This window comes from Bartonella rattimassiliensis 15908 (genome assembly GCF_000278215.1).
GTDB lineage: Bacteria > Pseudomonadota > Alphaproteobacteria > Rhizobiales > Rhizobiaceae > Bartonella > Bartonella rattimassiliensis.
Genome location: NZ_JH725064.1, coordinates 243,587 through 256,634, shown reverse-complemented (window position 1 = coordinate 256,634; position 13,048 = coordinate 243,587). Strand labels below are relative to the sequence as shown.

Genomic DNA, 13,048 nt, shown 5'->3' with positions numbered 1-13,048 from the left:
GTCTGTTTTAGAGTCTGTTTAAGAAAATGAGGATGAAAAAATAAAAATGAAGTTTCAGGCGCGCGTTTTAACTCTTTATCCTGAAATGTTTCCTGGTTTCTTAGGGTATTCTTTAGCGGGGCAAGCTTTAGAGCGCGGAATTTGGTCATTGGAGACAGTACAGATTAGGGATTTTTCTTTGGATAAACACCATAGCGTTGATGATACACCGGCTGGTGGGGGAGCTGGGATGGTGATGCGGGCGGATATATTGGCAGCAGCTCTTGATAGTTGTCCACAGGATTCACCAAGGTTGTTGATGAGTCCACGCGGGCGCCCTTTTGATCAAGCTTATGCGCGTAGTTTGGCTCGTGATACGGGAGTGACGTTGGTTTGTGGACGTTTTGAAGGTGTTGATGAGCGGGTCATAGAAGCACGGGAATTAGAAGAAGTTTCTATTGGTGATTATATTCTTTCAGGGGGTGAAACAGCTGCGCTGGTTATCTTAGATGCTATTATACGTCTTCTTCCCGGCGTGATAGGGAATGAAGCTTCTGCAAAGTGTGAAAGTTTTGAAAATGGTTTACTAGAACATCCCCAATATACGCGTCCTTCTCTTTTCGAGGGACGGGGAATTCCGCCTGTGTTAGTCTCAGGTCATCACAAAGCGATTGCAGATTGGCGTCAAAGCCAAGCCGAATTGTTAACACGGCAACGCCGCCCTGATCTTTATGCACGTTATAAAAAATATCAGAAAACTTGATTCATATGATAAGGTGGTGTATTGGCTCTCTTTTTAGAGAGTTTGTTTGTAAAAGGTTTTCTATCGTTCCAAAATTAGAATGAAGGAATAGTGTAGTCGCTTCTGCATAAGGCATAACTTGAAGGGCTTCTTTTTTTGAATAAAAGCTTTTGGGGTAAGAGTTGAGCGCTCTGACTATTCGATAAAGAACATGAAGGATAAAAGAAATGAATATTATCGCACAGCTTGAAGCTGAACAATGTGCAAAAATTGAAGAAAAGCGCCAATTCCCAGCTTTTCAACCAGGGGATACAGTTCGTGTTATGGTGCGTGTAACGGAAGGTACTCGGACGCGTGTTCAGGCTTATGAAGGGGTTTGTATTGCTCGCTCAGGTGGTGGGTTGAATGAGACCTTTACAGTCCGCAAAATTTCTTATGGTGAAGGGGTGGAACGGGTATTTCCTGTTTATTCTCCTGCAATTGAAGGTGTTGAGCTTGTGCGCCGTGGTAAAGTGCGTCGTGCGAAACTCTATTATCTTCGTGGTTTGAGAGGTAAAGCTGCACGTATTGTTGAAAAGATAGATTATCGGAAAAAAGCTGAAAAATTTGTTGAGAAAATAGAAGCAGACCCTGTAAGTGCAGATGCTGAAACGCAAGTTACTGAGTAAAAATTATATCAACTAAATTTTATGCAAAAGCGGCTTTTATGCCGCTGATTTGTTTTTTTTATGATTCTTTTTGTCCTTTAAAAGGATTGGATAAGACATAAAAATATTTAATCTATCCAATTTCTCTATATTTTTATTCTGAATAATTGATCAAGTTTAGAATATTGTTGCGCATATCGTAGATATTCAGGAATACAATTATAGTTTTAAAAAGTGTCTGTTTATCTTTGATAAAAGAGGTTAGACCTTTGACGGGAAGATAAAATTGTATTAAATTAGAAAAAGTTTTGCGGATTATATCTGTGGAATGATCGGTTTTTTTATGCGTGACCTTTAATCCGTTATTTGAGACAACCGACCTGTAATATTGGTATCTTGAGATGCCAGACAAGTAAGAACGAGATAATGTTTTTGTCGTTTTATACGAATTCTCTCGTTTATTGTGGTTGTAGTGAAAATCAGGTCAGGATATTTTATGACAGAGACAACTAGGATAAAAGATCGCCCTCGTTCCCCTCATGTAAGTATTTATCGTTGGACAATTACTATGGCTATGTCCATTGCGCATCGCATTACAGGTGTGGCCCTTTATGTGGGAATGGTCTTTCTAGCAGTTTGGTTAATTGCTATTGCGTGTGGGGAGGAGACATTCAGAGTCGTTCAAGAGATTTATGGTTCTTGGTTTGGATTGTGTATCTTGTTCCTTTATACTTTGGCAGGGGTTCATCACATGGTTGGTGGTATTCGCCACATTGTTTGGGATTTGATGCCTTTTCTTTTGGCAAAAGAAAAAGCAACAGCTACTGCTTGGGCAACAGTGTTTATTTCTCTTATTGTTACTTTTGTAATCTGGATTATTGGGTATAGCGTTGTTTAGCTGGGGGTGAAAAGGGATATGGAAAAAAACTTTCAAACGGAACTTGGAAAAGTACGGGGGCGTGGAAGTGCTCATGAAGGTACAGAGCATTTTTGGCTACAGCGTTTGACAGGGTTTATCAATATACCGTTTTTGATATTTTTTATTGTTCTTATTCTTTCACTTGTGGGAAAAGATTATAGTATTGTGCGTGCACGGCTTGCACATCCTGTTGTGGCTATTTTGATGGGATTGATGACTTTTTCAGTCCTTTATCATATGAAACTAGGTATGCAAGTGGTGATTGAAGATTATGTTCCACGTGAAGGTTTCCGGATACTCTTTTTGATATTAAATATCTTATTTTGTTTTCTCATAGGGGGTATCATTATTTTTTCTCTTTTGAAAATTGCATTAGGGGGCTAACAAATATGGCAAGTACAGGATCATCTCTGGGTGCTAAAGCAGGTAATGCCCCTTATCGCACTGTAGATCATAAATTTGATGTTGTTGTTGTTGGGGCTGGTGGGGCAGGTTTACGTGCAACACTGGGTATGGCAGAACAAGGGTTAAAGACAGCTTGTATCACGAAGGTTTTTCCAACGCGCTCACACACGGTTGCAGCACAAGGGGGGATTGCCGCATCGCTTTCAAATATGGGACCTGACAATTGGCAGTGGCATTTATATGATACCGTGAAAGGCTCTGATTGGTTGGGGGATACCGATGCAATGGAGTATTTGGTGCGTAATGCGCCTGCAGCCGTATACGAATTAGAGCATTATGGTGTTCCTTTTTCGCGGACGCAAGAAGGAAAAATTTATCAACGTCCTTTTGGTGGACATACAACACGATTTGGTGAAGGTCCCCCCGTTCAGCGTACTTGCGCAGCCGCTGATCGTACGGGGCATGCCATTTTGCATACGCTTTATGGGCAAAGCTTAAAAAATAATGCACAATTTTTTATTGAATATTTTGCACTCGATCTCATTATGACCGATGGGGTTTGTACAGGGGTTGTGGCGTGGAATCTTGATGATGGTACAATACACCGTTTTTCTGCCAAAATGGTTGTTCTTGCAACCGGTGGATATGGACGGGCTTATTTTTCTGCAACATCGGCGCATACCTGTACGGGTGATGGGGGGGGAATGATCGCACGTGCTGGATTACCGATGCAGGATATGGAGTTTGTGCAATTCCATCCGACAGGAATTTATGGTTCTGGATGCTTAATTACAGAAGGGGCTCGTGGTGAAGGGGGCTATTTAATCAATTCTGAAGGTGAACGCTTTATGGAGCGCTATGCTCCTTCCTTTAAAGACTTGGCTTCACGTGATTTGGTGTCGCGTTGTATTACAATTGAAATTCGTGAGGGACGTGGTGTTGGACCTAAAAAGGATCATATTCATTTGGTTCTCAACCATATTGATCCTGCGATCTTGCACGAGCGTTTACCGGGTATTTCAGAATCAGCACGGATCTTTGCTGGGGTGGATGTAACAAAAGAACCTATTCCCATCTTACCAACTGTTCATTATAATATGGGGGGGATTCCTACCAATTACTACGGAGAAGTTCTCAATCCAACGGCGGATTCGCCTGATCGTATTCAACCAGGGCTAATGGCAGTAGGGGAAGCTGGATGTGCTTCTGTTCATGGTGCTAATCGCTTGGGATCAAATTCATTGATTGATCTTGTGGTGTTTGGTCGTGCTGCTGCCATTCGCGCAGGCGAAGTTATTGATCGCAAAACAGAAATCCCACCGCTCAATGAAGCAGCTTGTGAGGAAATTATAGCGCGTTTTGATCGTTTACGTTTTGCGCAAGGGGCGATACCAACAGCTGTCTTGCGCGAAAAAATGCAACGCACAATGCAAGAAGATGCGGCAGTTTTCCGTACAGAAGATTCTTTGCAACAAGGATGTCAACGGATGAATAAAATCTGGGGAGAATTGTCTGATCTCAAAGTGACAGATCGTTCCCTGATATGGAATTCTGATTTGGTTGAAACATTAGAGCTTGAAAATCTCATGGCAAATGCAATCATGACTGTTTATTCTGCGGAAGCACGTTTAGAAAGCCGTGGCGCTCACGCCCGTGAAGATTATCCAGAGCGTGATGATAAAAATTGGCGTAAACATACGCTCTCATATTTATCAAAAGAGGGTAAGGTGACGTTAGCATATCGACCTGTTCACGTGAACCCGTTAACATCTGAAGCTGATGGTGGAATCGATTTAAAGCGCATTGCACCTAAAAAACGTGTTTATTAAGGGGAGAATGAAATATGGTACAAATTAAGCTTCCCAAAAATTCACAAGTGAAAGCAGGAAAAGTTTGGCCAAAACCTGAAAATGCTACAAAAATAACAGAATTTCACGTTTATCGTTGGTCGCCTGATGATGAAGAAAACCCTCGTTTGGATACCTATTATGTGGATCGTTCTGCTTGTGGCCCGATGGTTCTTGATGGGCTTTTATTTATTAAAAATCATGTTGATCCAACTTTGACACTTCGTCGATCTTGCCGTGAAGGTATCTGTGGTTCATGTGCGATGAATATTGATGGAGCCAATACATTGGCATGTACCAAAGGTATGGACGATGTAAAACACCCTATTAAGGTATATCCTTTGCCTTCTATGCCAGTTGTTAAAGATTTGGTTCCTGATTTGAACCGCTTTTATGCGCAACACCGAGTTATCGAACCTTGGTTGAAAACAGTTTCTCCAGAACCTGCAAAAGAATGGTTACAAAGTTATTCTGATCGTCAAAAAATCGATGGTCTGTATGAGTGTATCTTGTGTGCGTGTTGTCAGACATCATGTCCAAGTTATTGGTGGAACGGTGATCGTTATTTAGGACCTGCTGTTTTGCTGCAAGCTTATCGATGGATTGCAGATTCACGTGATGAGATGTGTGGTGAACGTCTTGATAATTTAGAAGATCCTTTCCGCCTTTATCGTTGTCATACGATTATGAATTGCGCGCAAACTTGTCCGAAGGGATTAAATCCAGCTAAGGCAATTGCTGAGATTAAAAAACTCATGGTCGAACGCCGACTTTGAAAATTTATTGACTGATGGAATAAAGCTAAAGGTAGAATTGTGGGCGTAGATATCTAAAATACAGCATCTGATTATGAAGAGGAAATAGCTATAATCATCTTAAAAATGAAGTAATCCTTGTAGAAAAATCCTTATAATTGATGAAATTAAGAAAACTGATGGTTGAGTGTTATCTGTGAAAATTTACCGATTAATGAATGGCAAAGTGAAAAGCAGAAAATTGTGCATGTTTTGTGTCTTTTGAGGTTTAGTTTCTTAAAACAGAAAGACAATCTAATGGAAAAAATACAAAGTCATAAAGGTAAGAATCAATCCCCATCCCTGCTATTTTACCATTTTATTTCTAATTCAAAACTTTCTCATTTTTAAAAGACTTTAAAGCAATGTCCTTTAAAATAATGGAGTTACGCATTGCTTTGCATGTTTGTTTTTGACATTCTTTATATAATCATGATTCTCATGCAAAATAGAGCGCCATGGTGGTTGCTAGTTCATGTGTTTTTTAAGAGATATTTCGCAATGGTATATGTGAAGGATATAGCGATAAATCTCCCATGAATAATATAAGGCTTCATGGATAAGATGAAGTTCATAGAATACTTCCATTTTTATACTTAATAAAGAACAGTTCTGTACTATCACACACTTTGTCAGCTCTATAATATTGTGCCACACTCTTGGATATTGCGATAATCCTGTGGGTAACAACCCTGAGTATTTGGTACAATTCATGAGCGGTATTTTTCGTTTTTCTTGAAGTGTTTTTATCCTCCACGTCAGTTTTTCTTGTGATGTTTAAGCGAATGGTTTTGATTGATTCAGTATAAACAGATTTGAAATGAATAATCTTACGGTATGAGGTTTTCTTATCCAGTAGGAAATACAATAAAATATTTTTATAAATCAATGTGATGTTGGTCAAAAAGTGGAATTGTAGACTTGTGTTTGTAGGAATTTTTGCTATTTGAGATGAAGAGAAAAGAGGAGGAATATTCAGAGGAGAGCTTGTTTATGTGTTTTTATAGGCATTGTTCCGTAGAATGTGGACATGAGTCAAATTATATGGTTAGCAAGGCTTGTTTAAAAGAAATTTAATTGTTTACAAATTAATAAGGCTTAAGAATTTTTCTTCATCTAAGGAAGAAATTGATATGCTGCTATACTGTTTGTGATCGAATGGAATATGATTTATAGATGTTCAATCGGAGCAATAATACGTTTATATTGGTTTTCTGTATCTGAAGGTTGTTTATAAAAAAACAACATATTTATTGATTACTTGGAAATAGAGTTTAGAATTTTTAAACAATAAGCTCCCGTCTTTAAGGCGATCATTATTTGTGATGATTGAAAAGACTTATTTCTCACTAAATTTATATTGATAGATGAATTAAGATTCATTTCTTTTTTTGCATTAACACACATTTTTAGAAGATAAATGGAAAGAAGGATTAAAAATAAAAAAACTGAAAAAGAATCTCAGGTGCAATTTGGTTTTCTCGTGAAGTTGTTGTCTCTTAACTTTTTTCTTCTTTTGTCATTAAGAGTGTAGAAAATGCATTGGAGAAACAAAGAGAAAAAAGGAGATAAATAAAAAAAAACCGTAAATTAGTTACGGCTTTTTTTGTTTGTATAATCTTATCGAGAGAGAAATTCCCCCTTAAACAATTTTTGATTTCGCAAAAATCGGGTCGTAAAAGACTTCAGAAAGCTTTCTATCTTTAAAAAACAACACGACGTCAACTGTTGTGTAGAGAACGATTTTTATCATTTCTAAATCGAGTTGGCGACCAATTTCTGATCTTTTAATCAAGGTGGCACACCGTTCAAATGTCTGCAAGGCGCTGTTGGCGTGTGTTGTTGTAATCGATCCAGGATGACCAGTGTTGAGCGAATTAAGATATTCCCATGCCTCATTGCCTCGTAATTCAGCGAGAAAAATTCTGTCAGGCGATTGACGCATACACGCATCTAGACATTCTTCAGCTGAAACACGGCCTACACTGTTACCATAAATCATATGTACATGATTAGGATGGTTGGGTAGAAAAAGCTCATGGACATCTTCAATTGTGATAATACGCTCTTCTACAGGGACCTTTTCAACTAAGGAGCGGGCAAAAGTCGTTTTACCAGATCCTGTCTTGCCTGCAATGATAATGTTGCGTTTGTAAAGGACGCATTCTTCCAAAAACTCAAGAATTTTTCCATTACGTTTATGTTGCAAGAGTTGAACTTCAAATGGTTCCAACCGTGTGAAGTCTTGCTTCGATAACAAGCTATTTGCTTCTTTGGCTGAAGGTTTATTAAAACTCACGTCAGAGAAATCATCAAATGCACCTTCTTCTTTGAGTTCTTTTAGTGTCTTAACTATAAGAGAATGTTTACGAATCACAAAAGAAAGAGAACCATCTACAACAGCTGGTGTTTGTATAATTGTACCACGTTGTCCACCAGGCAATAGCACATAATTAATACTTTGAGGAGCCATACCATTATAAACAATAATAGCTGTAATAAGCGTTTGCAAAAAAGCAGTTGTTAATTCTGGTGCACTATGTACCTGCCAACCCTTGAAGCTTTTTGTCCATACTTCACAGGGGCGGCAGATTGATAATTCAGTAATCTCCGGATCTTCTAAAAAACGATCAAGCGGTTGTAGGAGCTGATAAACTGCTTGATCTTTCTGTATTGGGTTAACGGGTTGTGAGACTGTAGACATCGCTGAAATCCAGATCACGAGCAACAAAGATATTAACTCGTTCGCCTTGGTTTTTGTAAAGTGTTGGTGTGATATTGATGGAATTTCTAAGAACATCAGCTACTACTGATCCAGCACTATTAACAGTTTGAGACTGACCAGTTTGAGACTGTGAGTCCTCTTTATTCCCTTTATTACTATTTATATTAATTTTGTCTTTCACCCATTCTCCTAAATCACCGATGATGCTGACCATAATTGCACCACTAAATCGTTCCCAAAAGTGATTGTCAACCCAACCACCGATACCTGCTTCACCAAGAGAACCTGTACCGGGTGAGTCAATATTGATAATAACACCAGAAGGTGTTTCGATGCGTGACCATTGCACAAACACACGTGCTTGCCCTTGTTGTACGCCGCTTTGGTAAAAACCAACAACTTTAGAGCCACGATCGAGCAAAACAACACGACCACTTGTGGAATAAATATCACGTGTTAAATGACATGTCGTCATGCCTGGTATTGATGTGACAATCTTTGTTTCCAACGTACAGTCTATTTGCGTCCCTTGCGTAATCAAAAGGTCACGATCACCAAGTCGTTGCGCATGTGACTGACTTAAACGTACGGGTTGGAGTCGATCAGATAATCCACCACTATCCTTTTCTTTATTGTTTGCCTCTGTAGATCCTTCACTACCATTATTAAGACTAGAACTAAACATACGTTGGCGTGCTAAGTCTTCAGAATCTTTGATCATATTTGAAGGCATGGTCGTTTGAAGAAGTTTACTCAAAGCCGGTGGAATATCCAAAGCTTCGTCTTCTGTTTGTGCGGGTTTTTCATCTTCTTCTACAAACTTTGGCTCTTCTATAACTCGAGGGGTATAGCTCGGTATAATTTGTTTTACGGTTTGTTGTGCCTCTTCTTCCACTTCTACAGTAGTACGCATTCTAAAAGCTTTCCAAGTCAGAGCAATTGGTATTGCTATTATGACAATAAGTCCTACTATTAACAATGCACGGGTACCTGGAATTTTAGGACGGCGCTCTAAACCTAGTTCGGAGCTCCCATAGGCATCTTCAATATGCTTTTGCTCGACGTTGTCCAGTTTTTTACTCTTTTCCTCTCCTTTCTCATTACCAAACATTATTTTTCTCCTTTATTGATACGATAAACCACCGAAGATACTGTTCCTGTTGTGTTTGGTATACCATTGGGGTCATAGGCTTCATTAAACACAGCTAAAGCACGCTGACCAAGCCGTATGAGCCATTTAGGATTGACCTTATGAACGGCGATAATATCGTTAGAACTGCCGATAACAGTGCGTGGTATTAAGCTTTCATTTCCTTCAGCATCTACTACATAAATCGATGGCATATCCGTATTGGCAGAAAACTTAAAATAAGTAATACGCCCATTGTCCCAAACATTTATCGGAGCAATATCTTGGTTACCGCTCATTGTATAACTAAGATTATAGCCTTTTACGCTTTGGTGAAAACCACGTTCAATCGCAAGGCGTTGCTCATTTGCTTCTGATTTGTCATTGTTTAAATCAGGATAATGGAAAGCCAATTCATATGTTGATCCCGCACGGTCATTTCGAAATTGTAGCCGAAATTTATAGCTGCGTTTGTCGGTTACAATGATGAGATTGGTATTGGCAAGTTCTGCTTTAGGCTTGATGAAAATATGCCTCCCTTTATGCGCAAAGGCATAGGCTTCCGAATCACCAAAGGCATGAGTGATATACTGTTCACCCTTTTCAAGAATGATATGTGTTGCTACACCAAGAACTGTTTCGATTTGAACCACATCGGCTTCATTATATGTTATGTAGCGAATGCGATGATCATATTGTGAGTTTGATGGGCTTTTGAGTGCTTGCACAGGTACCGTATAAAGAGAAGAAAACGAAGACAATAGAACAATGAATGCAAGTTTTTTCATAACAATCAATTCCTTAATCATTCAACAGTATTTCCGGTTCAGAACGGTAACTTGTCACTTGAAAACCAAGAGGGTTAAGCAATCGATCGGATAATTTCATCGGTGTACCAACATAAGTATAGCCAATTGTTGCAATTTGGTGTTGTTTGGGGCCAATTGTGCCATTGCTTTCATGTTGTTGCGTCGTAAAACGTACAGTTGCTTGACCATACCCATTGGGCTGAATTGATCGCACTTTAACTGTGATACGTGCTTTGTTGGAAAGCAATTTGTCTCGTGCATTTTCTCCATCAAAGATTTTATAATACTCTTGCTGAACAGCTGCTGCACTTAAAAGGGCTGTTGTCTCATAGTTCAATTGGATGGTATCGTAATCGTAATTTTCTCGGTTCAGAATATATTGGTTAAGCCAATATCTGTCTACAACTTCACCGTAGCTGGTTTCATGTTCGCGCATGATCGAGATAACATCAACTGCACCTGTTGTATTATCAACGCGTAATACTAATGGAGTTGGAGCTTCTTGAGAGAATCCCACGACCCCACATATCATACCGAATAAGCCAAAAATCCCTACAGCACTCGCTACACGCCATGCCGCTCTACGCGATCTTACAAATTCATCTATGAGATCACGCTCTAAACCTCGACTTTCTTCATAATAGCTACTCAGTTGTTTGGCTTTCACTGGTTTTGTTTTCATATGTCTCCTCGCTTGATTTCGGCAGGGATTGTTTTGTTAATAGGTATACGGTTTCTATCATTTGGTTGTTTCAGTTTTGGTGCTAACGCACAAGCTGATAAAAAGTTCATAATCAAAATTATAAAAATGACCGACTTCATTTTAACACTCCTATTTATTCGATAATTAAATAAAGCCTAACATTTATTATCATTATTATAATTTTAATGATAAAGTAAAGTGTATAGTTTACGATAGTTTATCTTTTCTTAATTTTATTTTCTAATTTGCGACAATAGCTCAATTTCAGTGCAAATATCCTGAGAGTGTTAACCGGTTATTTGATAGGGCTATTTTCGACGAGAAGCAGAGCCTGTTGCCTTTAATCTCCACAGATAGCCGAATGATGTTATGCCTTTTGCTAGAGAATGGGCAATGCTGGACAGTTGAATATCAGGACAATAGGGATAATAGATAAGGTGAGGGCATTACCAAGCGCACAACCTATATTTTGTTCGTCATCGAATTCCAGATCGGTTGTATAATTTGCAAAGATTTGTAGTTTGTAAAGATTCTGCATCATTAAAGTGAATATGGTGGCTAGAAGCATAAGGAAAGTTGTATAGCTTAAGATTTGGGATATCCTTTGTTCAAGGAAGCGATGGGTAGGTTGCCAGAGCAAGGCGATGATAAAGAGAGGTCCGATCCCTACGAGGAGTATGAGAACGATTTTTGTCATCAAAATGAAAGCACCACCAATTGCGACAAGGAAGTTTGTTGCAAGCAAGATGAGGATACCGAAGAGATCGTAAGTAGCCCATTACCATTTAAGAAAGCTGCTTCTTTGAAAGCTTCGGCTTACACGTATGAAATCGTTGGCTGCGATTCTGTCAATTAGGGTGGCTAATTTTGTGTCATCGAGAGAACTTTTCATCAGTGCGTTTAAGAAGTATGCTTATAATCAATTTTATAATTTACCGCAGATAAAGTCTCACTGTTGATAAAGTTCTGCTGTCAGGGTGAATTAATAATACTTACTTTCAAGTTGATGGTTCACGAATCCAGCGAGCGGCTATCTATTGCTCTACGCATAACGAACCATCCATATACGATGAACGATGTGATGAATTCTACGGTTCTGAAGGGTGTGATTATTATGATTGCGATTGAGGAGATATCCGTGACATATATCTTTGTTGGCTTATCAATAGGTCAATGAGTTGTATGAAGATTATAAATGTTACAATATTCCCCTTTAGCGAATTTTCAGTTTTCTATTATCTTTGGATATTGATATGCCTAGAAATATTGATACATTTTGTATTGTTTATGTAAACTTTATATGCGCCTTCAATTTACGAAGAGAGAACATAAAGACTCTTCAGTGTTTATGTTCTCTACATAGAAAAGAGATAAATGATATAGGCAAGATAAATATAGAAATACTCTTATCTCAATCAATTAGGCCTTATTTGGGGTATTGTTTTATTATTACGTCCCAAAACCTTTATATTATGTTGCCGCTTTTGCCGTTTTTGGAGTAGATGCTCTGCATCGCTTGAATATGAAACCATTTGTAGTTTCGTTATTTCATTTTGAAGCTTGGTAGACATGAGCTTCATATATGTCTGTAAGTGTGCAATTTCTTTCATATCGTCTGTTTCGTTGATTTCTTCTTCTAGTTTTTTAATTTCATCAAAACGATTTTTTGCATTTTCAAAAGCTTGCCAACTTATAGCTTTATCAACAATGCCTAAAAAGTCGGAACGTTTAGAAATAGATTCACGCAAATTATCAATAGTATCAGCTCTACGTTCTTCTTCTTGCTTAATTTCTGTAATCCATTTTGGGATATCTTTATTCATTTCCTTATGTTTATTTTCTTTATAAATATTTTCCGGCTTTTGAAGAAAAAAATCATTACCCTCATATGGCATATTTCCTTCGAGATCTTTTAGTTTATCTCGATTACCCGTTATAGATCCATATATTTTTTCCAAGATTTTTCGCAGTGCTTTATTATCGTTATAATGTTTTTCTAAAGTTTCTAGAGAATGAGTAGCTTGTACTGGATTAGATTTTGAAGCTGGTGCTGTAGGGCTGGTATTTTTAGAAGAGGATTGTGGAGAATTCTGAGAGGTAGGTTGTGTTGGAGATGGTGCTTGTGGTTTAGCCGGATTTTTATATTTTGGGTTTTTACACATTGCCTTTATAGGCAGATGAGCTTCTTCTTTTTTACAAGCTATCCACTCGGATTCTGTATTGTTACTTTTTGCTAAGCTTGGTGTTCCAAGAAATACACCTATTGCTATGATAATAATCAGCTTTTTCATATTTTACTCCTTTTTATGTTCACATCTTTAAAAAAACTGATCATTAGATTGCTAACTT

The 13,048-nt window shown here is 38.3% G+C and carries 14 protein-coding genes; 7 read left to right on the top strand and 7 right to left on the bottom strand.

All coding sequences use genetic code 11. The annotated features are described in order from the left end of the window. Window positions 1-46: 46 nt before the first annotated feature. The 6 genes from trmD (at window position 47) to MCY_RS01000 (ending at window position 5,315) form a co-directional block, all read left to right on the top strand. Window positions 47-742, top strand: a complete 696-nt coding sequence (gene trmD / locus MCY_RS01025) for a tRNA (guanosine(37)-N1)-methyltransferase TrmD (RefSeq protein WP_007346508.1) — start codon at window positions 47-49, stop codon at window positions 740-742. A gap of 206 nt (window positions 743-948) precedes the next feature. Beyond that, window positions 949-1,389: a 50S ribosomal protein L19 gene (gene rplS, locus MCY_RS01020; protein WP_007346507.1), complete on the top strand. Its 441-nt coding sequence runs from the start codon at window positions 949-951 to the stop codon at window positions 1,387-1,389. 475 nt (window positions 1,390-1,864) lie between these two features. Further along, window positions 1,865-2,266 carry a succinate dehydrogenase, cytochrome b556 subunit gene (gene sdhC, locus MCY_RS01015; RefSeq protein WP_007346506.1) on the top strand — a complete coding sequence of 134 codons (402 nt, stop codon included), beginning with the start codon at window positions 1,865-1,867 and terminating at the stop codon, window positions 2,264-2,266. 18 nt (window positions 2,267-2,284) lie between these two features. Then, window positions 2,285-2,671 carry a succinate dehydrogenase, hydrophobic membrane anchor protein gene (sdhD, locus tag MCY_RS01010; protein WP_007346505.1) on the top strand — a complete coding sequence of 129 codons (387 nt, stop codon included), beginning with the start codon at window positions 2,285-2,287 and terminating at the stop codon, window positions 2,669-2,671. A gap of 5 nt (window positions 2,672-2,676) precedes the next feature. Continuing rightward, on the top strand, window positions 2,677-4,521 hold the full coding sequence (gene sdhA, locus MCY_RS01005) for a succinate dehydrogenase flavoprotein subunit (RefSeq protein WP_007346504.1): 1,845 nt from the start codon (window positions 2,677-2,679) through the stop codon (window positions 4,519-4,521). A 14-nt stretch (window positions 4,522-4,535) separates the two neighbouring features. After that, window positions 4,536-5,315: a succinate dehydrogenase iron-sulfur subunit gene (locus MCY_RS01000; RefSeq protein WP_007346503.1), complete on the top strand. Its 780-nt coding sequence runs from the start codon at window positions 4,536-4,538 to the stop codon at window positions 5,313-5,315. Window positions 5,316-6,975: 1,660 nt separating this feature from the next. Here MCY_RS01000 and virB11 read toward each other — a convergent pair. From virB11 to MCY_RS09870, 6 genes are all read right to left on the bottom strand, one after another. Further along, complete coding sequence (gene virB11, locus MCY_RS00995; RefSeq protein ID WP_007346502.1) at window positions 6,976-8,037, bottom strand: P-type DNA transfer ATPase VirB11; 1,062 nt, start codon at window positions 8,035-8,037, stop codon at window positions 6,976-6,978. Then, window positions 8,012-9,169: a type IV secretion system protein VirB10 gene (gene virB10 / locus MCY_RS00990; protein WP_007346501.1), complete on the bottom strand. Its 1,158-nt coding sequence runs from the start codon at window positions 9,167-9,169 to the stop codon at window positions 8,012-8,014. Before virB10 ends, virB11 begins: the two co-directional genes overlap by 26 nt. Next, a complete protein-coding gene (gene virB9 / locus MCY_RS00985; RefSeq protein WP_007346500.1) occupies window positions 9,169-9,975 on the bottom strand; it encodes a P-type conjugative transfer protein VirB9 in 807 nt (268 codons plus the stop codon). Before virB9 ends, virB10 begins: the two co-directional genes overlap by 1 nt. Window positions 9,976-9,988: 13 nt before the next feature. Next, entirely contained in the window at window positions 9,989-10,678 is a 690-nt protein-coding gene (locus MCY_RS00980; protein WP_007346499.1) for a VirB8 family type IV secretion system protein, read from the bottom strand. After that, window positions 10,675-10,818 carry a hypothetical protein gene (locus tag MCY_RS00975; RefSeq protein ID WP_007346498.1) on the bottom strand — a complete coding sequence of 48 codons (144 nt, stop codon included), beginning with the start codon at window positions 10,816-10,818 and terminating at the stop codon, window positions 10,675-10,677. The genes MCY_RS00980 and MCY_RS00975 overlap by 4 nt, the downstream gene beginning before the upstream one ends. A gap of 260 nt (window positions 10,819-11,078) precedes the next feature. Then, window positions 11,079-11,402, bottom strand: coding sequence for a type IV secretion system protein (locus MCY_RS09870; protein WP_244832534.1), 324 nt, complete (start codon window positions 11,400-11,402; stop codon window positions 11,079-11,081). On the opposite strand from MCY_RS09870, the gene MCY_RS09865 reads away from it, so the two are divergent. Continuing rightward, on the top strand, window positions 11,304-11,555 hold the full coding sequence (locus MCY_RS09865; protein WP_244832536.1) for a hypothetical protein: 252 nt from the start codon (window positions 11,304-11,306) through the stop codon (window positions 11,553-11,555). The two genes, MCY_RS09870 and MCY_RS09865, sit on opposite strands and share 99 nt — an antisense overlap. 559 nt (window positions 11,556-12,114) lie before the next feature. On the opposite strand, the gene MCY_RS08830 is transcribed toward MCY_RS09865, so the two are convergent. Beyond that, window positions 12,115-12,990: a TrbJ/VirB5 family protein gene (locus MCY_RS08830; RefSeq protein WP_007346496.1), complete on the bottom strand. Its 876-nt coding sequence runs from the start codon at window positions 12,988-12,990 to the stop codon at window positions 12,115-12,117. Window positions 12,991-13,048 lie beyond the last annotated feature (58 nt).